A 22,070-nucleotide genomic window follows, 5' to 3' on the forward strand; every position below is an offset into this window, starting at 1 on the left:
CACGGAAGGAGACAGATGGACGCCATCTACACCGCCGAAGCCCTCGCCACCGGAGAGGGACGCGCCGGCGCCGTCCGCACGGTCGACGGACACGTCGACATGGATCTCCGGATCCCCCGCGAAATGGGCGGACCCGGCGGCGGCGCGAACCCGGAGGCCCTCTTCGCCGCCGGGTACGCCGCCTGCTTCCACAGCGCGCTCCAGGCGGCGGCCCGCGCGCAGAAGGTCACCCTGGAGAACTCGAGTGTCGGCTCACGGGTCCACATCGGAAGCAACGGTGAAGGCGGGTACGGCCTCGCCGTCGAGCTCGAGGTGGTCATCCCCGACCTCCCGGCCGACCAGGCGCAAGACCTTGCCGATGCCGCACACCTCATCTGCCCCTACTCCAACGCGACGCGCGGCAATATCGAGGTGACCGTGACGGTCTCGGAGGACTGACCCCGCGCCCCCGGGCTCGCACGACGGGCCCGGGGGCGTTATCCGCGGTGAACCGACGTGTCAAGCTGGGCGCGACGGCACGCCGGCCCGGATAGCGTGGCCGGACACCTCGCCAAGGAGGCATCGTCGTGTTCCATCTGACCCCGTCGCCGGCGGCGTCCGGCGTGTGCGTCGTCATTCCGGTGAAGGACGACGCTGCGGCGCTCGAGACCTGCCTGCAACACCTCGCCCGACAAAGCCTCGGCGTCGATGAGGTCATCGTCGTCGACAACGGTTCTCACGACGGCTCCGCGGCTGTGGCCCGCGCTCACGGCGCGACCGTCATCGCCTGCGCCGAACCGGGGATCCCTGCCGCCGCGGCGGCGGGCTACGATGCAGCCCGCTCCGCGATCATCCTCCGCCTGGACGCCGACTGCCGCCCGGGTCCGGGCTGGGTCCGCAAGATGGTCGGAGCGATCCAGGCCGACCCCCGCATCGGAGCCGTCTTCGCCGGCGCCACGTTCCACGACGGTCCGACGTGGCTGCGTCGACCCCTGGCCGCGGCCTACCTGAGCCTCTACACCGTGGTGGTGGGCCTCGCGCTCGGTCACTGGCCCCTTTTCGGATCGAACCTGGCGATGCGCACCGAGGCGTGGCGCTCCGTGCGTGCGTCCGTGCACCGGGGTCGAGCCGACACGCACGATGACATCGACCTCGCCTTCCACCTCGGCGAGCGGCACCGAATCGCCGCCGTCGGCCGGGGACACATGACCATCTCGATGCGCCCGTTCGCCGAGGCCCGGTCGTTCGGGACGCGGGTACGCCGAGGATCCCGGACCGTGCTGATGCACTGGCCGCATGACTTTCCCCCGGTGCGGTGGGACCGTCGCCTGCTGCGACGCGTTCTGCGCCACCCCCGGGCAACGCGGAACATCCACCGCTTGGCGGCGTGATGGGCCGGCGACCGCTCATCGGCGCGACCGACGCGCCCTGGCTGCACGTGATGACCTTCAACATCCGGCGCCGACTCCCCCTGTCGATACGACCGGCGGACCGGTGGGTTCGGCGTCGACGCGCCGTCGAGGCGCTGCTGCGCATCGAGCGGCCGAGCATCCTCGGCATCCAGGAAGCGATGCCCTCGCAGGCGGATGCCGTCGAGGACGCGCTGGGCGGCACGTATCGGCGGCTCGGACACGGCCGCGGCCGCGACGGACAGGGCGAAGGGTGCCCGCTGTTCTGGGACTCCGAGCGGCTCGAGCTCGTCTCCGGTGAGCAGGTGGCCCTGTCCCCCACCCCCTCCGTCGCCGGTTCCCGCGGCTGGGGCAACCCGGTGCCCCGCATCGCGGTCGTGGCCCGCCTGCGAGACCGCTCGACGCATCGCGAGATCGTGGTGGTGAACACCCACCTCGATGTGTTCTCGCGCCGGGCGCGGCTGCACGCCGTGCGCGCGCTGCACGCGATGATCCTCGACGCGGGCGTCCCCGGTGTGCTCCTCGGTGACATGAACGCGCGCCCCGGGTCGGCGACGGCGCGGGAACTCTGGGGCGAGGGGCTCCGCGACACGTGGCCGTCGGCGCGACGCCGCCTGACCTCGGAATGGGCGACGTTCGCCGACTATCGGTCTCCTCGGCGCGGGCCGCGCATCGACTGGATCGGCGTCACCGGAGGAATCGATGTGGCATCCGTCGGCGTCAACACGTTCCGCACCTCTGCGGGGTGGCCCTCCGACCACCTTCCGGTTCACGCGCTCCTGAAGGTCGATTCATGACTACCCTCGCGAGGAATTTCCTCCGCCCCGCTCGTACCCCGACGGCGGTCGCCGCCGACGCGGTGCGGGTGATCGGTTTGATGGGGGTCGTGGTCGCCTTCGTCCTCTATGAACCCACGGACGCCGGCATCCTCGCTTTCACCCTTCCGGGCTTGATGCTCCCGCGGTTCGTCGCGATGCGCCCCGCGGCCGACCTCCTGTTCGGCGTCATCCTGCTCACGGCGGCGTGGAGCAACGTCTACGACCTCTACACGACGGTGCCCGCCTGGGACCTCGTCGTGCACTTTGCCGCGACCGGGGCGATCACCGTCGCAACCTACCTTCTGCTCGCCCATGTCCGCGTGGTCGCGCCGGCGACCGGACACCCCGGCGCCCGCCGCTCACCCCTCGTCCTCTCCCCGATCATCGGTCTCGCCGTGAGCGCGCTGTGGGAGATGGTGGAATGGGCCGGACGCGAGTTCGTCACCGATTCCATCTACGTCACGTACGCCGACACGATCGGGGACATGGCGATCGGGGCGGTCGGTGCCGCCTCGGCGGGCGTGCTCCTCGCCGTCATGCGGCTGTCCGATCCGCCCGCAGGCGCCTGATCCGCCGTCAGACGCGGCCCGGCAGGATCAGGTTCCAATACACCCAGGGCAGCACGTGCCGGTCCGCGATCCACGACAGACGGTTCTCGCGGAACATACCCGGCAGGAACGGGATGGTCGGATCCGGCCGCCCATCGGGTCCGAACTCCGCCCAGACCACGCTCGAACGCGACACCGTCATCGGGCAGACGCCGTATCCGTCGTAGCGATGCGCGGGCGTCCGGCCCGAAAGCGCCGCGGTGAGGTTCTTGGCGAGCACGTATGTCTGCTTGCGCAGCGCCCCGCCGGACTTGGAGTTGGTGGTGGCCGCCGCGTCCCCGATCGCCCAGATGTCCTCGAAACGACGATGACGCAGCGTCCCCGGATCGACCTCGGCGAAGCCGCCCGGGTCATCGGCCGCGGCGAGCCCCGACGCGGCGATCCAGTCCGGCGCCGACTGCGGGGGAACGACGTTCAACACGTCGTAGCCGATGCGCTCCTCCGCGCCGCCGCCGGTGCGCGGACCGATCACCACCTCACGCGAGACGCCGTCGACGCGGCGCAGCTCGCTCGCGGTGCGGAGCTCGATCCCGTACTCGGCGACGATGCGATCGAGTTCGGCGTCGATGTGCGGCAGGCCGAAGACCGTCTCCTCCGGAACGACGAGCACGACACGGATGTCGTCGAGCACCCCTCGGGCCCGCCAATGCGCACACGCCTGGTACATCGGCTTCTGCGATGCACCCGCGCAGGATGCGGGTCCCGGAGGCTGGGTGAACACCACCGTGCCCGAGCGCGTGTCGCGAAGGAGCGCGGAGAGCTTCTGCGCACCGTCGTAGACGTAGTGCGAGGCGACGTGCGGGGTCTGCAGGCTCTCGCCCAGTCCCGGGACGGCATCCCAGTCCTTCACGATGCCGGGGCTCAACACGAGGTGCTCGTAGCCGACCACGTCACCGCCACTGAGGGTCACGGTGCGCGCGCGTGGGTCGACAGCTGCGACCGCGTCACGGATCCACGACACACCGGCGGGCATCACCGCCGCCTGCGGACGCGTCGTCTCGGAAGCCCGCGCCGTGCCTCCCGCCACGTGGGAGAACAGCGGCTGATAGCGGTGGGTGCTCTGCGGTTCGATCAGCGCGATATCGGTCACGCCCGCCCGGCGCAACCGCGCGGCGGCCGACACACCCCCGTTGCCCCCGCCGACGATCACGATGCGATGGCGCGAGACCGGTCTGCGCTCGGGGGCGTCTTGGCGCACCGCGGGTTCGGCGGCGGGCGTGTGTCGTTGATCCTCGTCAGGGTGGGCCATACGGCAACCGTACGGACCCGGCTGGGCGGACGAGCGACCTTGCCGGACGGGACACAAGACGCTATGCGGCTGCGCGCGCTGCCGAGCCGCAAGACGAACGCAAGAATTCTCGGAGGATTCCCCGTCAACCCCCCTGGCACTCTCGAGCGGACGGGCGCAGAATGGGCATCGCCCCTCGCAGGAGCAGAAAGCCGCACACCCATGACCATCGCGATGATGCCATCGTCAGCCCAATACGTCCTGGTCGACCTCGAGGACGAGATCCGCCTGATTCACGACACCCGCTACGCCGAGAACGACTCGCGACGCCTCGTCGCCTTCGTCGAGCCCGCGCATGAGGGTCAAGTCGCCGTCACCTGGCTGCGTTCCCTCCCGCTGCGCACGCGGTTCCCGAACGCCGTCGCGGCGCTCGCCGAGATCGAATCATGGTCGGCGCTGGAGCGCGCGGGCGGGGCGACGCCTCCCGTCCCGATCGCCCATTACGCACCTCGCCGGATCGCCCGGCCGCTCCCGCGACGATCCCGCCGCGCCTGAACCGCTGGGCGCCGCTCAGGCGTGCCCCATCCCCTGCTCGGCGTCGTCGTCCGCTTCGGCTTCCGCCTGCAGACGACGGCGCCACGTGAGGTCGATCAGGCCGACGACGAGCGCAAGCGCGAGGAACACCGCTGCGGCGAGCATCCCGAACGCATACGCATCGTGGAACACCACGATGTCGCTCGCGGTTCCCTCCTCGCGGTAGATCGTGGCATAGAAGAACGACAGCGCCACCGCCGTGCCGATGGCCGTGCCGATGCGCTGACCGAGCTGCCCGACAGATCCGGCCAGACCGCCCTGGGTCACCGGGATGTCGGCCAGTGCGAGGGTCTGGTTCGGGGAGATCACCAGCCCGCCGCCGAGACCCCCCACGACCATGGCCGCCGCCATCGCCCACGGCGTGTGAGGCGGGGGCACGAACACAGCCACGAGGACGAGGAGCCCGGCCGCGGTGAGGACCGCCGTCAGTCCCCAGACCACCAGAGGCCGCCCGAATCGATTGACGAGGTTTCCTCCGACCCATGAACCCGCCGCGCTCGTCATCGCGAATCCGATCGACACCATTCCGGCGAAGACGGGTTCGAGTCCGAGACCGTCCTGCAGGAACAGGTTGGTGAGCAGGAAGATCGACGGCAGAGCGGCGAAGTAGGAGGTCGCCAGCAGGGTGCCGTTGCGGTAGGACCGGACCCGGAACAGGCGCAGGGGGACGAGAGGCGCCTTGCCGCTGGCCTCGTAGCGGCGCTCCCACAAGACGAAGGCGCCGACGAAGAGTACGCACGCGACCAGCAGCCACCACCGAACCGGATCGTCGTCGGGTGAGCCCGTGGTGAACAGGAACGGCAGCATGAGCGAGACCACCGCGAGGGCGAACAGCGTCGTTCCGAAGGGGTCCAGCTCCAGAGGGCGTCGCGTGCGGCGATGCAAGGTCGGCAGCAGCCAGATCGCGAGCGCGATGGCCGCCAGTCCGAGGGGCACGTTCATCCAGAAGATCCACCGCCACCCGTCCTGTGCACCTCCCAGGGCGATCGCGAGCCCGCCGATGGTGGGCCCCAGGGCCGTGGAGACGCCGATGATCGCGCCGAAAGCCCCGAAGGCCCTCCCGCGGGCAGGGCCGCGGAAGAGTTCCTGGATGATCCCGAGCACCTGCGGCATCTGGATGCCCGCTGCCACGCCCTGCAGCAGCCGCGCGATGAGCAGGACGGTCATCGACGGCGCCAAGGCGCACACGAGGCTCATGAGCGTGAACAGGCTGAGCCCGACGATGAACAGCGCGCGCCGCGAGCGCTGGTCACCCAGCCGACCCGCAGGAACGAGCACGAGCCCGAACGTGAGGACATAGCCCGAGACGATCAGTCCGAGCTCGGTGGAGGCCGAACCGAAGGCGTCCTCGATGGAGGGGAGCGCGACGTTGACCTTCGTCAGGTCGAGGATCGTCAACGCGGCGACCGACACACAGACCGCGAAGGCCCGCCACGTCTGCGCCGAGGTCAGCACCGGGATGTCGGAGGTGGCGGTGGGCGGCGTCGAGGAGGTGTCGGATCGTTTCGCCGCCTGGTCACTCATCACGCTCAGGCTATCGCGCCGCCAGCGCCCCCGGCCCCGTCCTCGGATGGTTGACTGGAGGCATGCGCGAGACGGCGATGTTCCCTCTCAGCAGCGTGCTGATGCCGTACATGCCGCTGCCGTTGCGCATCTTCGAGTCGAGGTACCTGGTCATGCTCGGAAATCTCCTCGACGAGGAGGACCCCCACTTCGGCGTCGTCCTCATCGAACGCGGGCCCGAGGCCGGCGGCGGGGAACAGCGCTTCTCGACCGGCACGCTGGCTCGGGTCTCCCGCGTGGCGGCGCGTGAGGAAGATCTTCAGCTGGTGGCCATCGGCGGCGGCCGTTTCGAAGTCGAAGAATGGCTCGACGACGCCCCGTACCCGCGGGCGATCGTGCGCGAGCTCCCGATGCCCGAGTGGAACGACGGACTGACACCATTGCGCGATCGAGCGGAGCGGACCGTCCGTCGCCTGCTGTCGGTCGCGGCGGAGTTCGCCGAGCTCTCTTGGGATGCCGACATCGAGCTGGCCGACGATCCCGCTCACGCCTGCTGGCAGCTCGCGGGTATCGCCCCTCTCGGCACGCTCGACCACCTCGCGTTGCTGCGGTGCTCATCGCTGGCGCAGCTCCTCACCGATCTGATCGCGCGATGCGAGGACGCCGAGCCCCTCCTGACGGCGCCTGCTCCCGACCGCGCGTTCCAGTCCGAGCTCGAGGATCTCCTCGACGACGGCGATGCGGGTGGCGAGAGCCCTCCGAAGCCGCCGAGCGGACCCGGTGACGGATCGGCCTAAGAGGAGGCGCCGGCGCGGACGCGTGCGATCCGCTGCACGAATCGCACGGCGTGCCGCGCCGGGACACCGACCGCCCAGGCGGCCCGCCCGGACGCCGAGCGATCGAGTCGGCCGAGCACGCTCTTGCGCTCCCACGCGTCGCGGAGCGCTCCGCCGCGACGACGCCACGGCGGCCGGTGCGGCAGCGCGTCCGATCGGCGGGCGTCGACCAGTTCTGCGAGGGTGTCGACCCACGTGTCTTCTTCCGCGGGGTGGAAGTAGTTGTCGTGGAGCCACCCATCCACAGGATGCCGGAAGGATCCGGCCACCATCGCCTCTTCCCCGGCGAGCAATCCGCTGCCCTCGAAGACGGTGTTGATGAGGTCGGGGGCGACGCCGAACGTGTCCAGCGCGATCACCGGGGTGCCGTGCGCCACCGCCTCGATCGCCGCCGTGGACGACACGGTCACGAGCCCCGCCGACCCCGCGAGCGCCTGGCTCATGGGGACGGTCGAGAAGACGAGGTTGGGTGGCAGCTCACCGAGGGATGCCAGCAGGCCCGGATAGTCATCGACCTCGTGATGCGTCTGGCTCTCCCCCGTCGTCGCGCGCAGTTTGACCACGACACGCCTCGACGGGTTCGCCTCGGCCGCCCGCACCAGCATCCGAGCGACGCGGAGTCGCTCGGGCCGCTCGCGTGGGACGATCGCCTGCGCGGCGAACACGAGATCCTCCCCCGCTGCACCGGGGAGTCCCCCTCCGCGGGCGAACGGAAGCCGCGCGAGCGCGAAACGCTGCGCGACTCCCTTCTCGATCGCCAACGCCGCGAAATCTCGCATCTCTCGGTGCGAGTGCAGCACGAACACATCGCACTGCGCGCGGTACACGAGCGCCTTGCGCGTTGCGGGCACGGAGATTCCGGGAAGTCCGGTCGCGATCACCGCCGTCGGGACAGCCCGGGCGACAACCCGGGCGAGGACCCGCACGAGCGGGCCCCGGGCGGCCAGCAGGACGACATCTGGCGCGTGGGCGCGGATGCGCTCGCCGAGGCCGTCGAACCCGACACGCGCCACGTCCGAGACGTCACTGCCGGACAGCGCCGCGCGCTCCTGCGCCGCACTGACCACGAGCGGCGTCTCGAGGATCAGCAGCCGACCGTCGACGGCCTCGGGGTGCGACCCCAGAAGAGCGGCCGCCCATTTGACGTAGGAGTCGGTGTCGGCGATCGCGATGACCCGAAGCGGGTGGGTCGTCGTCACGCCGGGACGCGGCGCAGTTTCGCCATCGGCGCCCGCTCGCTGTCGAAGACCCGCTTGACGCCGTCACCGAGCGCTGACTCGATGATGCGGATGTCGCGCACGAGGTGGTTGAGTCCGGTCGGTTCCAGCGACGCGGCGTGGTCGGATCCCCACATGGTCCGGTCGAGGGTGATGTGGCGCTCGACGGCGGTCGCGCCGAGCGCCACGGCCGCCAGGGAGATCTGGAGCCCGCGCTCGTGACCGGAGTAACCGACCGGAACACCGGGGTAGCGTTCGCGCAGCGTCGGGATGACGCGCAGGTTCGCCTCTTCCGGTTCCATCGGGTAGGTCGAGGTCGCGTGCAGCAGCACGAGATTGCCGGTCCCGAGAACCTCGATCGCGTGGTCGATCTGCGCCGTCGTCGACATTCCCGTCGACAGGATCACCGGCTTCCCCGTCTCGCGGAGCGCAACGAGCAGGTCGGTGTCGGTCAGCGACGCCGAGGCCACCTTGTGCGCAGGCACGTTGAGGTCTTCGAGGAACTCCACACTCGGCACGTCCCACGGCGACGCGAACCAGTCCACGCCGCGCAGAAACGCGTGATCGGCGAGGGCGATGTACTCGTCGCGACCGAACTCGATCCGCTTGCGGTACTCGAAGTAGGTCATGGTCCCCCACGGCGTCTCGCGCGGGACGTCGCGCATGTGGGCGGGGGTGGAGATCTCCGGCGTGCGCTTCTGGAACTTCACCGCGTCGGCACCCGCTTCGGCGGCGACATCGATGAGCCGCTTGGCGATCTCGACGTCGCCGTTGTGGTTCAGTCCGATCTCGGCGATGACGTAGGTGGGTCGACCGCCCCCGATGACGTTGCTCCCGATGGTGACGGTCATGAGTTGCTCCTCCAGGTGGATGCCGCGGGCGCGGCGGATGACATGTCCAGGGCGATGCCGCGCGCGGCGAGGACCCGTTCGGCGACCTCGCGCACGGCCCCGGCGCCGCCGGAGGCCTGGAGCACGGTGCGGGCGGCGGCCAAGACGAGCGGATGCGCCTCGGGCACCGCGATGGGCCAGCCCACCAGCTCGAGGCACGCGAGGTCGTTGACGTCGTTGCCGACGTAGGCGAGGCGGTGCAGGGGGATGCCACGCTCGGCGGCCCACTCGATGAGCGCACCGGCCTTGTCGTCGAGCCCCTGTGCGACGTCGACGCCGAGCTTCCGGGCACGCGCGGAGACGACCGGGTTGCGCTCGGTGGACAGGATGACGACGGGCACACCGGCACGTCGCAGGAGGGAGACCCCCATCCCGTCGGACCGGCTGACCCGGACGAACTCCGTCCCATCGGCGTCGACGAGAGCGGCGTCGTCGGTGTGGACCCCGTCGAAGTCGGTGACCACGGCATCCACATCGATCGGCCCGTCGATGGGCGACGGCGCGATGGAGCGCAGCCCCGCCGACGCCATCGCGCGGGCGACGTCGAGCTCCTCGGGCGTATCGATCTCGATCGCCGTACTGTCGGGGACCTCGACCAGGCGGGTCCTCCCGAAGAAGCGATGGCCCGCGGCGCGGAAGCCGTCGACGTCCATGACGTAGAACGCGCCGGACTCGAGATGGTGGGGCTCGCGGTCCTGGCGTCGAGGCCGGTGCGCCGGGTCGTGGTTGACACCCGATGCGATGCCGTCCGCATCACGCCGCCAGAGGAACCCGTAGGTGCTCACCGCCGAGAAGGCGCTGTCGGCATCGCCCGAGGCGACCTGCGAGACCGCGGTGGTCAGCGCATCGGTATCGATGAACGGCGACGTGGCCTGCAGGAAGGCGAGCGTCCGGGCCTGGATGCCCCCGTCGGCGAGGCTGTCGAGGGCGTGCAGCAGAGCACTCTCGGACGACGCGGTGTCTCCGGAGAGGTCGGCGGGACGCGACACGACCGTCGCGCCCCACTCGCGGGCCACGGCGGCGATCGCCGCATCATCGGTCGAGACGACGACCAGATCGATTGCGGGCGACGCCTTGGCGGCGGCGACGGCGCGCGCCACCAACGGGACGCCTCCGACGCGTCGGAGGTTCTTGCCCGGTATCCCCTTCGAGCCGCCGCGCGCCGGAATGATCGCGACCGTGCCGATGCGCTCGCGCGGTACCTCTCCGGTCATCGCACGGCCCGCCTGCGGTGGCGGGTACCGGGTTCACGTGCGCGCAGCACGGCGGCCGACCCGTTCAGGACGAGAGGAAGGGTCGTCGTGGTCGATGAGGTGAGCGTGAGCACATCCAGGCGTTCGCGTGCGCCGGCGAGGACGAGCTCGATCGGGAGGTTCGGGCGCTCGATCATCACGTGCGGCAGCCGTGCCACGGCCTCCAGCTGCTGCGCAGACTCGCGCCGGTGCGGCAGGTAGGTCACCGGCGCGATGGATGCCTCGTGGGCGACCCAATCCAGGTAGACGTCGCGATCCAGGTGTCCGTCCTCCGGGCGTGCGCTGCCGAGCACGACCCGCGACGTGGGAAGCGGGTGGGGGCGAGCGGTCTCGCGAGTGAACGCGAAGTCGTGACGGGTTACGGGCACGCCGAGTTCGGCCAGGGCGTCGCGTCGCCCGTAACCGAGATCGAAGGCGGTGAAGACGTCGATCTCGCCCTCCAGCGCGCGGGAGATCAGGTGCGCGTGGGCGATCGGACCGACACGGGTGGTGAGGCCGCGCTCGGCGTGTCCGGGCCGAGCGTAGGGACGGCGACCGACGAGGGTGTCGGCGTAGGCCACGGCGTTGGCACCGTCGTCGAGGAACGTCACGCGGCGTGGCCTCAGCACCGCGGCGGCGAGGCGGAACTGGCCGGAGTAGCCGTCGCCGACCAGCCAGTGGCGGTGACGCGCGAGAAGTCCCCACGGGATCCCGAGATAGGGGTGGGTCTCGGCGAACCGGGCACCCCGAGCGAGGAGCTCGTCGGCGGTCTCGGGCATCTGCGCGGTGAGGCGCCCGGCGAGGACGACGGACTCCCGCCGCGCGTGCGCCCACTCCGCCGCCCCGATCAGTTGCAGCGGGGACTCGACCCACGCCAGCGGCGCCGACTCGCGTGCCATTCGACCTCCGGATCGTCGGAAGGCGCGGTCGCAGCCCCGCCTGTCTCTACACGGTCGGTGTCGGCGGTGAACCCGGCGTGGGGTTCCGCTGGCCGTCAGGTGTCGCGTTGGTGAACGAACGGCGCGCCCACCCTGTGGAGAACCGGCTCCCTGCTGATTTCTCGCCGATTACGGTGGTGCTGTGACGAGCCGCACCACCACGATCACCGCCACCGGCCTGACCGCGCTGGCCATCGCCGCTGCGCTCACCGCGTGCGCTCCGACGCCGGAGCCGACCCCCACTCCCACGGGCTTCGCCTCGGAGGCGGAGGCCTTCGCGGCCGCCGAGGCCACCTACCGCGCTTACGTCGACGCGACGAACGCCGCACGCGCAGATCCCTCCCATTCCCCGAGCCCAGAGTCCTTTCTTCGTGGCGAGGCCCTCGAAGACGAGATCGAAGCTGCGCGACAGCTAACTGACCTTGGGCTCAGCATTTCCGGAGAGACAGTTGTCAGCGAGGTGCGCCCGAAAATCCTCTCCCAAGACAGGGTCGCTATCGAGGTGTGTCTCGACTCGTCCCGGACGCGCTTGATCGACCAAGAAGGCACCGACGTGACTCCATCGCGCGAAACGCCGACCTTGGTCAACGTCGAGTTAGTACATGCCGGGGACTACTACATCACGTCGTCCACGACGCAACAGACCGGTTCATGCTGAGCGCGCTGGCAGTCGTGGGGCTTGCTGTCGCAAGCATCAACGGCGTTGCGATTCCCGCTAGCAGCAGTTGCCCGCTGTCACTTGAGGCCATCGGCGGCTGCACAGCGACGAGCGACGGGTCCCAGGTCGACCTCGGTGCGTCCCTGGGCGGTGGTCCGGGCGTGGGGAGCGACGGCGACGGTGGCGAGAACGCCGGCGAGTGGTACGGCGCGGAGGGGGACGCCGAGGAGGCGACGCCCGACTGCATGCCGGGATTCTGCGACCGCGGCAACTACGACGTCTTCGTGTACCCCACCGTGACGGCCGAGGATCTCGTGTCGTTCCGGCCCGTCGGTCCGTCGATCGGCAACGAGCCCGCCGGCTTCGCCGTCGTCGGTCTGCCCACCAACGTCTACGCCTCCGCGTCGGAACAGACGATGACCGGCGAACTGCTCGGGCACGACGTCGCTGTGCGATTCGTCCCGGTCGCCTTCGAATTCGACTATGGCGACGGCACCACCTCGACATCGGCCAGCGGTGGGGCCCCGTGGCGCACCTCCGGAGCCCCGCAGTTCTCCCCGACGGAGACGGGCCACACGTATCGCCAGCGGGGCGTGCACACGGTCACCGCCACCGTCGTGTTCGATGCGACGGTGGACTGGGGGCACGGTTGGCGTCCCGTCACCGGCAGCGTCCGCGCGCACAGCGGTGCCCATGTCGTCGAGGTCCTCGAGGCGCGCACGGCACTGGTCGATCGCTCCTGCGCCGAATCGCCCGGCGGCCCCGGATGCTGAGGGGCGTCGCGACACGATCCGCAATGCCCCTCCCCGGTCCGGTCGCGCACTGCTAGCGTCAGCCTTCTCAGATCGCCGCCACGAGGATCACGAAGGGAGCTCTTCTGTGAGCGAAACCACCCCGGCCGCAGGAGCCGCCAGACCCCGCGAGCAGTGGACCGGCCAGGTCGGCTTCATCCTCGCCGCCATCGGCTCGGCCGTCGGGCTCGGCAACATCTGGCGCTTCCCCGGCGTCGCGTACGAGAACGGCGGGGGCGCGTTCCTCATCCCGTACCTCGTCGCCCTCATCACCGCCGGCATCCCGATCCTCTTCCTCGACTACGCCATCGGGCACCGGTTCCGCGGGGCCGCCCCCACCGCCTTCCGACGGCTCGGTGGGGCTCGCGCGGGCCGGTGGCTCGAGTCCCTGGGGTGGTTCCAGGTCACGATCGCCTTCGTGATCGGTCTCTACTACACCGCCGTCATCGCGTGGGCGCTGAGCTTCTTCGTCTTCTCCTTCGACCTGCGGTGGGGCGACGACCCCGCGGGGTTCCTCTTCGGCGAGTACCTCCGAGTCGGCGAGCCGGGGATCAGTCTCGACTTCGTGCCGGGCGTGCTGATCCCGCTCGCCCTGGTCTGGATCGCCGCGATCATCGTGCTCGCCCTCGGCGTGGCCAAAGGCCTCCAGCGGGTGAACGTGGTGTTCCTGCCGCTGCTGGTGGTCGCCTTCCTCGTGCTCGTGGTGCGCGCCCTGTTCCTCGACGGCGCGGCCGACGGGCTGAACGCGCTGTTCACACCGGACTTCGCCGCCCTCGCCGATCCCGACGTGTGGATCGCCGCGTACAGTCAGATCTTCTTCTCGCTGTCGATCGCGTTCGGCATCATGATCACCTACGCGTCCTACCGCAAGCGCCGGTCGAACCTCACCAGCCCGGGCCTCGTGGTCGCGTTCGCGAACTCCTCTTTCGAGATCCTCGCCGGCATCGGCGTCTTCGCCACGCTCGGCTTCCTCGCCTTCCGCCAGGGGGTCGCCGTGGCGGACCTCGACGGCATCGCCGGCGTCGGGCTCTCGTTCGTGACCTTCCCCGCCATCGTGTCCGAGATGCCGGGTGGCCCGATCTTCGGCGCGCTGTTCTTCGGCTCGCTCGCGATGGCCGGCTTCACCTCCCTGGTGTCGGTGCTCCAGGTGGTCATCGCCGCTGTTCAGGAGAAGCTGTCCATCTCGCGCCGGGCGGCCGCAGTCGGAATCGGCGTCGTCTCGGCGGTGCTCTCCGTGCTGTTCTTCTCCACGACCACGGGCCTGCTCGCCCTCGACGTGACCGACATGTGGACCAACAACATCGGCATCGTCGCCTCGGCCGTCATCATGACGATCGTCGTGATCTGGGTTCTTCGCCGGGGTCCGGAACTCCGCTATCACCTCAACGCCGTCTCGACGTTCCCCGTGGGTCGCGTCTGGATCGCGCTGGTCGGGGTGCTCGCACCGCTCGTGCTGGGCTACATGCTGGTCGCCCGCATCGTCACCCTTCTCACCGAGGGGTACGACACCTACCCGTTCTGGTATCTCGGTGTCTTCGGCTGGGGCGCGATCGCCGTGCTGATCATCGGCGCGGTAATCGGCGCGATGGTGCCGTGGCGCCGCTCCCCGGATGACTACCGTGCGTGGCCGCCGTACCCGCCGGCCCCCGTCGAGACCCGCAAGGAGGCAGGTCGATGACCCCCATCGCCGTCACGTTCCTCGTCCTGGCCATCATCGTGGTCTGGGGCGGACTCATCGCGAGTTCGCTCTTCCTCCGCTCCCGACCCGAGACTTCCGCCTATCCCCCCGGCGGGGTGGATGACCACCGGGAGGACGTCGGCGTCATCGAACACGACACCTGACCTCCCGGCGGTCGCGGGATCAGTCCTCGCCGACGGTGACCGTGAAGGTGACGTCCTCGATGCCCCCGTCGTCGTTCGACAGGACGACGTCGGTGCTTCCCACCGCGAGTGCGGTCACGCCGGGGTTGAACGTCGCACCGTCTTCCTCCCGTCCGGGGGTGAACTCGGCCACCGACGTGTCGGCGATCTCGCCGCTGTAGCTGTCGACGGCCAGATCGCCCGTGTTGATGTTCAGCACCTGGCCGACGATCAGGTCCACCGAGGCCCCCTGCAGGTCGCCCACCTCCATGGTGACCGGGGTGATGGCGGGTCCATCGGAGGACGAGCATCCGCTGAAGGCGATGGTGGCTCCGACGACGGCGAGGGCTGCGGCCCAGTTCTTCATGCGCATGATCCCACCCTGGCAGAACCCGCATCGGGTCGTCGGCCCCGGCTCCCCGCGTGACAGGATGGGGCCGTGGCCGACCGTCTCATGCTCCTCGATTCCGCGTCGCTCTATTTCCGCGCCTTCTACGGAGTCCCCGACACCGTCCGTGCTCCCGACGGGCGCCCCGTCAATGCCGCCCGCGGGTTCCTCGACATGATCGCCCGGCTGGTGACACGCTTCGAACCGACGCATCTGGTCGCCTGTTGGGATGACGACTGGAGACCGCAGTGGCGGGTCGACCTCATCCCCTCCTACAAGGCGCACCGGGTCGTGGAGACCGTTTCGAGCGGCCCCGACGTGGAGGAGGTGCCCGATCCGCTCGAGGCCCAGATACCCGTGATCCGCGACGCCCTCGACGCACTCGGCATCCCGATCGTCGGCGCTGCCGAGCACGAGGCCGACGACGTGATCGGCACTCTCGCGACCCGCGCCACGATGCCCGTCGATATCGTCACGGGCGACCGCGATCTCTTCCAGCTCGTCGACGACGACCGCGACGTCCGCGTCGTCTACACCGCTCGTGGCATGAGCAATCTCGTCGTCGTCGACGACGACCACCTCGTGGCCGCGTACGGCGTGCACGCCGCGCAGTACGCCGATTACGCCACGCTGCGCGGAGACTCCTCCGACGGGCTGCCGGGGGTGGCCGGTGTCGGCGAGAAGACCGCCGCCACCCTTCTGCGGGCGCATGGAGACATCGCCGGCATCACAGCCGCCGCGCAGGCCGGCGAGGGGATGACGCCTGCGCAACGGAAGAAGGTCCTCGCCGCCGCCGACTACCTCGCCGTCGCCCCGACCGTGGTCGAAGTGGTCCGCACGCTGGACCTCCCCGAGGTCGACGCACGCGTCCTCCCGCTCGCCGAAGACCTCGCCGCACGGACGGCCGCCGTCGCCGACCGGTGGGCGCTCGGGACGTCCATGACCCGCGCCGTCGAGGCGCTCGGCCCCGCGTGATCAGCGCGCTCGGGCTGCGCTGACGACCGCGCTCATCAAGAGCGCGGCGTACGCGATCGCCAGCGCGAGCGTGAGCCACAGCGTCCCCTGCCACGAACCGGTGAGGTCGTGCACACCGCCGAGAACCGGTGCCGCGGTGGCCCCGAGAGCGTAGCCCCCACCCTGGACGAGCGCGGACATCCCGGTGGCCTCGGAATCGTTCCGCGAGACCGCCACGAGGGTGCTGAAGATCACGACGAACCCGCCCGCATGGCCCATCGCCCCGATGCTGACCCACACCCACAGGAGCTCGGGCGCGGCGAGCATGCCGAGGGCGAGGACGATCCAGGACGCGCAGATCACCGCGGCCGGGACGAGACGCGGGGTGAACCGGGTGAGGACCGGGATGAGCAGCGCACCGACGATCCCGACGCCCTGGAACAGCGACGCGAGTGCTCCCGCGGAGGTCGCGCCGACGCCGAGGAGGTCGGCGGTCATCGTCGGGAGCCACGTGCTGAAGCCGTAGTAGAGGAAAGCCTGCGAGGCGAACGCCGCCAGCAGCAGCCACACGACCGGCCGTGCCAGGTACGACCGGCCCCGGCGCGATGACACGACCGGCGTCGGTCCGGTCAGGTTCGTCGCATCCCAGCCGTCGACGCGCGCGGGTGCGACCGATTCCCCGGAGAAACGCTGGCCGAACATCCTCTCCGTGCGACGTTCGCGCCGCAGGTAGACACTCCACAAGGCGATGCCGGCGATCGTCAGCAACGCCCATGCGAACAACGCCAGAGGCCATCCCACGACGTCTGCCATGGGCGCGGTGAGCAGCGTGGTCAGAAGGGTCCCCACGTTGAGGGTCGCCGTGTACGCCGCCGTCACCACGCCGACGCGCTCGCTCGGCACGTCGCGCCGGATGATCACCGGGGTCACGACGTTGCCGATCGTCACCGCCGCACCGATGACCACCATGCCCAGCATCAGAGCGCCGAACCCGGGCACGGTGCGGATCACGGTGCCCGCGAGCACGCCGACCAGAGACAGCATCAAGGCGAGTTCGGGCCCTGCCCGCCGGATCGCGACCGCGGCGAGCGGCGTCAGCACGGCGAACATGAGGACCGGTGCGGTGGTCAACAGCCCCGCCTGTGCCGACGGGATTCCGAGATCGACCTCGATGTCGCGCAGCACGGGTGTGGGAGCGACGATGTGACCCCGGAAGCTCAACGCGGACACGAGGATGCCCGCGACGACGAGCCAGGGGAACGCACGCGCGGCGGGGTCCGTCGGGCGCTTCACCCGTCGAGTCTACGGACCGTGGGCGGCAGGGCCGGTGAGGTGGCGCCGTTCACGTGCCCTGCGCCGTCCAGGCGCGAAGGCGCTCCAGCGGCCACGTCGTGACGATCCTGTCGGCCGGCACGCCGAGGCGCTCCGCACGGGCGGCGCCGTGATCGAGAAGGGACAGCTGCCCGGGCGCGTGGGCGTCCGAATCGATGGCGAACAGGCATCCCGCCTCGAGCGCGACGGCGATGAGCTCGTCCGGCGGATCCTGCCGCTCGGGACGACTGTTGATCTCCACCGCGGTCCCGTGCGCCGCGCACGCATCGAACACCTCCCGCGCATCCAGAGCGGAAGGAGGACGGGTACCGCGTGCACCCTCCACGAGACGACCGGTGACGTGTCCGAGGACATCGACGCGTGGATTCGAGGCGGCGGCGACCAGCCGGCGTGTCATCGGGCCGCGATCCATCCGAAGCTTGGAGTGGGCGGAGGCCACCACGACATCCAGCCGGTCGAGCAGATCCGGGTCCTGGTCGAGGCCGCCGTCATCGAGGATGTCGACCTCGATGCCGGTGAGGAGCGTGAAGCCGTCCGACGCGAACCCGGGCACGATCGCCATCTGTTCACGCAGTCGTTCAGCCGTCAGCCCGTTCGCGACGCGCAGCCTCGGCGAATGGTCGGTGAGCGCGAGATACTCGTGCCCCAGCCGACGCGCCGCCTCCACCATGGGATCGATGGAGGTCAGCCCATCCGACCAGTCGCTGTGGCTGTGCAGATCGCCGCGCAACAGGCTCCGCAGACGCGAGGGCTCCTCGGCCCCGGCGTCTGCCCGGAGGTCTCGAAGACGATCGGGGATTCGCCCCTCGAGGGCCTGTCGAATCACCTCGTACGAGGAATCTCCGACGCCCCGGCGGCGACGCAACGACGCGCCGTCGGCGAGATCGGCGTCCGACAATCCCGCGATCGCGTCGGCTGCGGCCCGGAAGGCCTGGGACTTGTATCGAGACGATCTGCCCCGCTCGAGCAGCGTCGCGATCTCGATCAACGCGTCGTGCGGGTGCATCGTCGGGCTCAGTCCGCGAGGTCGTGGGTCGCGGTGACCCAGCCGTCCAGCGTGCGGGTCGCCGCTCCGCAGTCGACGGCCTCGCGAGCCAGGTCCATCGCTTCACCGAGACGGTCCACGATCGGCCGCTGCACCTGCGAGGCGTCCCGGAACAGACGATAAGCCACGATGCCCGCCGCGGCATTGAGCAGCACGATGTCGCGCACCGGCCCCGTCTCGCCGGCGAGGACCCGGCGAACGACCGCGGCGTTGTGCGCGGGGTCGCCGCCGACCAGATCCTGGATCTCGGCGAGCGGCAGCCCGAGATCGCGAGGGTCCACGTCATGCTCGTGAACATCGCCTCGGCTGACCTCCCACACCCGCGAATGACCCGTGGTCGTCAGCTCGTCGAGTCCGTCGTCGCCGCGGAAGACCAGCGCCGTGGCGCCGCGGTTCCGGAACACACCGGTGATCAGCGGCACGCGTTCCAGACTCGCCACACCGACCGCGTTCGCCTCGGCGCGCGCGGGGTTCGACAGCGGGCCGAGGAAGTTGAACACCGTCGGCACGCCGAGCTCCTTGCGCACCGGGCCGGCATGACGGAAGCCGGGGTGGAAAGCCGATGCGAAGACGAACGTGATCCCCGCCCGCTCGAGCGTCGCTGCGACGGATACGGGGTCGAGGGTCAACGCCACACCGAGCGCTCCCAGGACGTCGGAGGACCCCGACGCGGAGCTGGCCGCCCGGTTGCCGTGCTTGACGACCGGGATGCCGGTCGCCGCCGCCACGATCGACGCCATGGTCGAGATGTTGACCGTTCCGAACCGGTCGCCGCCGGTGCCGACGATGTCGAGGACCTCTGAGCTGACCGGCAGCGGGACGGCCGCCTCGAGGATGGCATCGCGGAAGCCGACCACTTCATCGATCGTCTCGCCCTTGGCGCGCAGCGCGATGAGGAAGGCACCGATCTGGCCCGCAGTCGCCTCCCCCGCCATGATCCGGCGCATCGCCCACGTCGACTCCGACACACTCAGGTCGCGCTCCTCGAGAAGCGTCGTGAGGATCTCAGGCCATGAAGTCAGCTCCGCCATGCGACCGAGCCTATCCGTGACGCGACACACAGGAATTCACGGGCGGCACTCGGCGCCTTCGCGGCTGTCACATAGGCATCTGATCGGCGTTTTGGCGCTGCCACTTAGGCCATCCTTACCTCGAAACGCCAGGATTGGGCACGCCGAGATGGGAAAAACCACCCGCAGAATCGGCAATAATGGTCCATGTGACGACCACGCCAGCGACCTATGCCCAGGCGATGCGTTCCGTCAAGCGCCCGGATCCGGTCGCCGTCGGAACCATCGTGTGGCTCGGCAGCGAGGTGATGTTCTTCGCGGGTCTCTTCGCGATCTACTTCACGCTGCGGAGCACCTCCCCCGATCTGTGGGCCCAGGAGACCCAGCTGCTGAACGTGCCCTACGCGTTCGTGAACACCATCATCCTCGTGCTGTCGTCGGTGACCTGCCAGATGGGTGTGTTCGCCGCCGAGCGCTTCCAGCCCTACAGCGGCGAGGTCAAGGGACGTCGCCGTTGGGGCATGGTGCCGTGGTTCTGGCTGACCTTCGCGCTCGGCGCGATCTTCGTCTCCGGCCAGGTGTGGGAGTACGCGCAGCTGGTCTACGAAGGTATGCCGATCACCGCGAACGCGTATGCATCCGCCTTCTACCTGACGACGGGTTTCCACGCCCTGCACGTCACCGGCGGACTGGTCGCGTTCCTCCTCGTGATCGGACGCGCATACGCCGTCAAGAACTTCGGCCGCAAGGAGATGACCTCCGCGATCGTGGTCTCGTACTACTGGCACTTCGTCGACGTCGTCTGGATCGCCCTGTTCGCGGTCATCTACTTCCTGAAATAGAGCGGAGCTGATTCCTCACATGGCACGCAAGAACACGCGCCGCTCGCAGGGTCGTCGCAGCCCCTGGGCGGCCGCCGCCCTGATCGGTGTCGGCCTCCTGCTCACCGGAGGCGCCTACGCGGGCGCTTCCGCCGCGATGGCCGCCACCGACGACACCACCGCGTCGACGCTCACGGTCGAAGACGGCAAGAAGCTCTTCCAGGCCAACTGCGCCACCTGTCACGGCCTTGACCTGCAGGGCACCGAGAGCGGCCCGTCGCTGTACGGGGTGGGTGAACTCTCTGTGGAGTTCCAGGTCGCAACCGGCCGCATGCCGTTGCAGATGCAAGGCCCGCAGGCCCCGCAGAAGCCCGTGCAGTTCACCGACGAGCAGATCGCCGCGATGGCCGCGTACGTGCAGACCACCTCGCCCGGCCCGGAGTACCCCGCCTCGGAGATCCTCGACGGCGAGGGCGACATCGCCCGCGGCGCAGAGCTGTTCCGCGTGAACTGCGCGATGTGCCACAACGTCGCAGCCGCGGGCGGCGCGCTGACCGAGGGCAAGTACGCACCGGCCCTCACCGAAACCAGCGCCCTGCACATGTACGCCGCGATGGTCACGGGGCCGCAGAACATGCCGGTCTTCAATGACATGACCCTCAGCCTCGAGGACAAGCGCGACATCATCTCGTCGCTGCTGTTCATCCAGGAGAACAAGTCGCCGGGCGGATTCAGCCTCGGATCGCTCGGCCCGGTGTCGGAGGGTCTGTTCATCTGGATCTTCGGGATCGGATCGCTGATCGCCATCACCGTGTGGATCACAGCGAAGTCCAACTGACCTACCACTGACACTGAAAGCACCTACGAGGAGCACCATGGCAAACGAGGACGACGCGCTCGAGCACGAGAGGGCTTCCTGGAAGCCCTCCCCCGGGCTCGCCGTCGCGGTGAGCGACCCGGTGCGCACGCCCGACCTTCCGCCGCACCGCGAGCGGATGACCGATAAGGACCCGGCTGCGATGAAGCGCGCCGTCCGCACGGTCTACACGCTCTTCTACCTCTCGGTGGCGGGTAGCATCTGGGCCGTCGCGGCGTACATGCTCTTCCCGATCGAGAGCGGTTCGCTCGTCGACATCCGCTACAACAACCTGTTCGTCGGGCTCGGCATCGCCCTGGCCCTGCTCGCCATCGGCATCGGCGCCATCCACTGGTCCAAGGCCGTGATGAGCGACAAGGAGTTCATCGAGCCTCGTCACGCGACCCGCGGGCGCGATTCGGTGCGCGAGGCCGCGATCGATGTCTTCGACAAGGCGAACGAGGAGTCCGGGTTCGGCCGGCGGGCGATGATCCGCAACTCGCTCATCGCGGCCCTCGCCGCCTCCGTCGTCCCCGGCATCACGCTGTTCCGCGGCCTCGCCCCCGAGAACTCGCCGGAGCACCCTCACGGCGGTGACCCGGTGTACCTCCTGAGCCACACCATGTGGAAGGAAGGTTCGCGCCTGGCCCACGACCCCGAGGGCACGCCCATCCGCGCCGCGGACGTCACGCTCGGCTCGGCGGTCCACGTCATCCCGGAGGAGCTCGCCGAGCTCCACCACGACGAGGGCTACCTGGAGGAGAAGGCCAAGGCGATCGTCCTCCTCATGCGGATGCCCCCCGAGGACATCATCGAAACGCCCGAGCGCGCCGACTGGTCCTACGACGGCATCGTCGCCTACTCCAAAGTCTGCACCCACGTCGGTTGCCCCGTGGCTCTGTACGAGCAGCAGACCCACCACCTGCTGTGCCCGTGCCACCAGTCGCAGTTCGATGTCTCGGACGGCGCGAAGGTGATCTTCGGACCCGCAGCGCGCCCGCTCCCCCAGCTGCCGATCACGGTGGACGACGAGGGCTACCTCATCGCACGGAGCGACTTCACTGAACCCGTCGGCCCGAGCTTCTGGGAGCGCCATTGAGTAC

General features: G+C 69.7%; 24 protein-coding genes. 14 read left to right on the forward strand and 10 right to left on the reverse strand.

Translation table 11 applies throughout. The features are described from left to right. The first annotated feature begins 15 nt into the window (after positions 1-15). From RZO50_RS13825 to RZO50_RS13840, 4 genes are all read left to right on the forward strand, one after another. On the forward strand, positions 16-438 hold the full coding sequence (locus tag RZO50_RS13825) for an organic hydroperoxide resistance protein (protein ID WP_322600311.1): 423 nt from the start codon (positions 16-18) through the stop codon (positions 436-438). Between the two features lie 128 nt (positions 439-566). Then, on the forward strand, positions 567-1,370 hold the full coding sequence (locus tag RZO50_RS13830; RefSeq protein WP_322600312.1) for a glycosyltransferase family A protein: 804 nt from the start codon (positions 567-569) through the stop codon (positions 1,368-1,370). Further along, positions 1,370-2,185: an endonuclease/exonuclease/phosphatase family protein gene (locus RZO50_RS13835; RefSeq protein WP_322600313.1), complete on the forward strand. Its 816-nt coding sequence runs from the start codon at positions 1,370-1,372 to the stop codon at positions 2,183-2,185. The genes RZO50_RS13830 and RZO50_RS13835 overlap by 1 nt, the downstream gene beginning before the upstream one ends. Then, the gene (locus RZO50_RS13840; protein WP_322600314.1) at positions 2,182-2,775 is read left to right on the forward strand and encodes a hypothetical protein; all 594 of its coding nucleotides are present in this window, start codon (positions 2,182-2,184) and stop codon (positions 2,773-2,775) included. The genes RZO50_RS13835 and RZO50_RS13840 overlap by 4 nt, the downstream gene beginning before the upstream one ends. A gap of 7 nt (positions 2,776-2,782) precedes the next feature. On the opposite strand, the gene RZO50_RS13845 is transcribed toward RZO50_RS13840, so the two are convergent. Then, a complete protein-coding gene (locus tag RZO50_RS13845) occupies positions 2,783-4,063 on the reverse strand; it encodes an NAD(P)/FAD-dependent oxidoreductase (RefSeq protein ID WP_322600315.1) in 1,281 nt (426 codons plus the stop codon). A gap of 216 nt (positions 4,064-4,279) precedes the next feature. Between RZO50_RS13845 and RZO50_RS13850 the strand changes: the two genes are divergently transcribed. Beyond that, on the forward strand, positions 4,280-4,597 hold the full coding sequence (locus RZO50_RS13850; protein WP_322600316.1) for a hypothetical protein: 318 nt from the start codon (positions 4,280-4,282) through the stop codon (positions 4,595-4,597). 15 nt (positions 4,598-4,612) lie between these two features. Here RZO50_RS13850 and RZO50_RS13855 read toward each other — a convergent pair whose 3' ends face one another. Further along, positions 4,613-6,160 carry an MFS transporter gene (locus RZO50_RS13855; protein WP_322600317.1) on the reverse strand — a complete coding sequence of 516 codons (1,548 nt, stop codon included), beginning with the start codon at positions 6,158-6,160 and terminating at the stop codon, positions 4,613-4,615. 62 nt (positions 6,161-6,222) lie between these two features. Between RZO50_RS13855 and RZO50_RS13860 the strand changes: the two genes are divergently transcribed. Continuing rightward, positions 6,223-6,936 (forward strand): LON peptidase substrate-binding domain-containing protein, encoded by a 714-nt coding sequence (locus tag RZO50_RS13860; RefSeq protein WP_322600318.1) that lies wholly within the window; start codon positions 6,223-6,225, stop codon positions 6,934-6,936. On the opposite strand, the gene RZO50_RS13865 is transcribed toward RZO50_RS13860, so the two are convergent. Genes RZO50_RS13865 through RZO50_RS13880 form a run of 4 tightly spaced genes read right to left on the reverse strand, consistent with a single transcriptional unit; the run spans position 6,933 to position 11,213 of the window. Then, positions 6,933-8,174, reverse strand: coding sequence for a DUF6716 putative glycosyltransferase (locus tag RZO50_RS13865; protein ID WP_322600319.1), 1,242 nt, complete (start codon positions 8,172-8,174; stop codon positions 6,933-6,935). The genes RZO50_RS13860 and RZO50_RS13865 overlap by 4 nt on opposite strands. Next, a complete protein-coding gene (locus tag RZO50_RS13870) occupies positions 8,171-9,043 on the reverse strand; it encodes an N-acetylneuraminate synthase family protein (RefSeq protein ID WP_322600320.1) in 873 nt (290 codons plus the stop codon). Before RZO50_RS13870 ends, RZO50_RS13865 begins: the two co-directional genes overlap by 4 nt. Then, the gene (locus RZO50_RS13875; RefSeq protein ID WP_322600321.1) at positions 9,040-10,296 is read right to left on the reverse strand and encodes an acylneuraminate cytidylyltransferase; all 1,257 of its coding nucleotides are present in this window, start codon (positions 10,294-10,296) and stop codon (positions 9,040-9,042) included. The genes RZO50_RS13870 and RZO50_RS13875 overlap by 4 nt, the downstream gene beginning before the upstream one ends. Beyond that, complete coding sequence (locus tag RZO50_RS13880; protein ID WP_322600322.1) at positions 10,293-11,213, reverse strand: hypothetical protein; 921 nt, start codon at positions 11,211-11,213, stop codon at positions 10,293-10,295. The genes RZO50_RS13875 and RZO50_RS13880 overlap by 4 nt, the downstream gene beginning before the upstream one ends. A gap of 181 nt (positions 11,214-11,394) precedes the next feature. On the opposite strand from RZO50_RS13880, the gene RZO50_RS13885 reads away from it, so the two are divergent. The 4 genes from RZO50_RS13885 to RZO50_RS13900 all read left to right on the forward strand — a co-directional run bounded on the left by RZO50_RS13885 (position 11,395) and on the right by RZO50_RS13900 (position 14,543). Beyond that, a complete protein-coding gene (locus tag RZO50_RS13885; protein ID WP_322600323.1) occupies positions 11,395-11,910 on the forward strand; it encodes a hypothetical protein in 516 nt (171 codons plus the stop codon). Beyond that, positions 11,904-12,683 (forward strand): hypothetical protein, encoded by a 780-nt coding sequence (locus RZO50_RS13890; RefSeq protein ID WP_322600324.1) that lies wholly within the window; start codon positions 11,904-11,906, stop codon positions 12,681-12,683. The genes RZO50_RS13885 and RZO50_RS13890 overlap by 7 nt, the downstream gene beginning before the upstream one ends. Positions 12,684-12,789: 106 nt before the next feature. Beyond that, positions 12,790-14,379, forward strand: coding sequence for a sodium-dependent transporter (locus RZO50_RS13895; RefSeq protein WP_322600325.1), 1,590 nt, complete (start codon positions 12,790-12,792; stop codon positions 14,377-14,379). Beyond that, on the forward strand, positions 14,376-14,543 hold the full coding sequence (locus RZO50_RS13900; protein WP_322600326.1) for a methionine/alanine import family NSS transporter small subunit: 168 nt from the start codon (positions 14,376-14,378) through the stop codon (positions 14,541-14,543). Before RZO50_RS13895 ends, RZO50_RS13900 begins: the two co-directional genes overlap by 4 nt. A gap of 19 nt (positions 14,544-14,562) precedes the next feature. Here RZO50_RS13900 and RZO50_RS13905 read toward each other — a convergent pair whose 3' ends face one another. After that, on the reverse strand, positions 14,563-14,934 hold the full coding sequence (locus tag RZO50_RS13905) for a hypothetical protein (RefSeq protein ID WP_322600327.1): 372 nt from the start codon (positions 14,932-14,934) through the stop codon (positions 14,563-14,565). A 66-nt stretch (positions 14,935-15,000) separates the two neighbouring features. Between RZO50_RS13905 and RZO50_RS13910 the strand changes: the two genes are divergently transcribed. Further along, on the forward strand, positions 15,001-15,924 hold the full coding sequence (locus RZO50_RS13910) for a 5'-3' exonuclease (RefSeq protein WP_322600328.1): 924 nt from the start codon (positions 15,001-15,003) through the stop codon (positions 15,922-15,924). Here RZO50_RS13910 and RZO50_RS13915 read toward each other — a convergent pair whose 3' ends face one another. Genes RZO50_RS13915 through trpD form a run of 3 tightly spaced genes read right to left on the reverse strand, consistent with a single transcriptional unit; the run spans position 15,925 to position 19,311 of the window. Beyond that, the gene (locus RZO50_RS13915; protein ID WP_322600329.1) at positions 15,925-17,196 is read right to left on the reverse strand and encodes an MFS transporter; all 1,272 of its coding nucleotides are present in this window, start codon (positions 17,194-17,196) and stop codon (positions 15,925-15,927) included. It abuts the gene before it with no gap. A gap of 49 nt (positions 17,197-17,245) precedes the next feature. After that, a complete protein-coding gene (locus RZO50_RS13920; RefSeq protein WP_322600330.1) occupies positions 17,246-18,241 on the reverse strand; it encodes a PHP domain-containing protein in 996 nt (331 codons plus the stop codon). Positions 18,242-18,249: 8 nt separating this feature from the next. Continuing rightward, a complete protein-coding gene (trpD, locus tag RZO50_RS13925) occupies positions 18,250-19,311 on the reverse strand; it encodes an anthranilate phosphoribosyltransferase (protein ID WP_322600331.1) in 1,062 nt (353 codons plus the stop codon). Between the two features lie 179 nt (positions 19,312-19,490). Between trpD and ctaE the strand changes: the two genes are divergently transcribed. From ctaE to qcrA, 3 genes are read left to right on the forward strand one after another with little or no spacing between them, the layout of a single operon-like run. Continuing rightward, positions 19,491-20,132: an aa3-type cytochrome oxidase subunit III gene (gene ctaE / locus RZO50_RS13930; RefSeq protein ID WP_322600332.1), complete on the forward strand. Its 642-nt coding sequence runs from the start codon at positions 19,491-19,493 to the stop codon at positions 20,130-20,132. A gap of 19 nt (positions 20,133-20,151) precedes the next feature. Further along, positions 20,152-20,949 carry a cytochrome bc1 complex diheme cytochrome c subunit gene (gene qcrC, locus RZO50_RS13935; RefSeq protein WP_322600333.1) on the forward strand — a complete coding sequence of 266 codons (798 nt, stop codon included), beginning with the start codon at positions 20,152-20,154 and terminating at the stop codon, positions 20,947-20,949. Between the two features lie 37 nt (positions 20,950-20,986). After that, complete coding sequence (gene qcrA / locus RZO50_RS13940) at positions 20,987-22,066, forward strand: cytochrome bc1 complex Rieske iron-sulfur subunit (protein WP_322600334.1); 1,080 nt, start codon at positions 20,987-20,989, stop codon at positions 22,064-22,066. The last annotated feature ends 4 nt before the right edge of the window (positions 22,067-22,070 follow it).

This window comes from Microbacterium xanthum (genome assembly GCF_034531355.1).
Classification (GTDB): domain Bacteria; phylum Actinomycetota; class Actinomycetes; order Actinomycetales; family Microbacteriaceae; genus Microbacterium; species Microbacterium xanthum.

Coding starts and splice junctions, on each gene's coding strand:
- qcrA (WP_322600334.1), top strand. CDS start 20,987: ATGGCAAACGAGGACGACGCGCTCGAGCACGAGAGGGCTTCCTGGAAG.
- RZO50_RS13825 (WP_322600311.1), top strand. CDS start 16: ATGGACGCCATCTACACCGCCGAAGCCCTCGCCACCGGAGAGGGACGC.
- RZO50_RS13845 (WP_322600315.1), bottom strand. CDS start 4,063: ATGGCCCACCCTGACGAGGATCAACGACACACGCCCGCCGCCGAACCC.
- RZO50_RS13880 (WP_322600322.1), bottom strand. CDS start 11,213: ATGGCACGCGAGTCGGCGCCGCTGGCGTGGGTCGAGTCCCCGCTGCAA.
- RZO50_RS13850 (WP_322600316.1), top strand. CDS start 4,280: ATGCCATCGTCAGCCCAATACGTCCTGGTCGACCTCGAGGACGAGATC.
- RZO50_RS13875 (WP_322600321.1), bottom strand. CDS start 10,296: ATGACCGGAGAGGTACCGCGCGAGCGCATCGGCACGGTCGCGATCATT.
- RZO50_RS13855 (WP_322600317.1), bottom strand. CDS start 6,160: ATGAGTGACCAGGCGGCGAAACGATCCGACACCTCCTCGACGCCGCCC.
- RZO50_RS13860 (WP_322600318.1), top strand. CDS start 6,223: ATGCGCGAGACGGCGATGTTCCCTCTCAGCAGCGTGCTGATGCCGTAC.
- trpD (WP_322600331.1), bottom strand. CDS start 19,311: ATGGCGGAGCTGACTTCATGGCCTGAGATCCTCACGACGCTTCTCGAG.
- RZO50_RS13900 (WP_322600326.1), top strand. CDS start 14,376: ATGACCCCCATCGCCGTCACGTTCCTCGTCCTGGCCATCATCGTGGTC.
- RZO50_RS13920 (WP_322600330.1), bottom strand. CDS start 18,241: ATGCACCCGCACGACGCGTTGATCGAGATCGCGACGCTGCTCGAGCGG.
- qcrC (WP_322600333.1), top strand. CDS start 20,152: ATGGCACGCAAGAACACGCGCCGCTCGCAGGGTCGTCGCAGCCCCTGG.
- RZO50_RS13840 (WP_322600314.1), top strand. CDS start 2,182: ATGACTACCCTCGCGAGGAATTTCCTCCGCCCCGCTCGTACCCCGACG.
- RZO50_RS13835 (WP_322600313.1), top strand. CDS start 1,370: ATGGGCCGGCGACCGCTCATCGGCGCGACCGACGCGCCCTGGCTGCAC.
- RZO50_RS13870 (WP_322600320.1), bottom strand. CDS start 9,043: ATGACCGTCACCATCGGGAGCAACGTCATCGGGGGCGGTCGACCCACC.
- RZO50_RS13905 (WP_322600327.1), bottom strand. CDS start 14,934: ATGCGCATGAAGAACTGGGCCGCAGCCCTCGCCGTCGTCGGAGCCACC.
- ctaE (WP_322600332.1), top strand. CDS start 19,491: ATGGTCCATGTGACGACCACGCCAGCGACCTATGCCCAGGCGATGCGT.
- RZO50_RS13890 (WP_322600324.1), top strand. CDS start 11,904: ATGCTGAGCGCGCTGGCAGTCGTGGGGCTTGCTGTCGCAAGCATCAAC.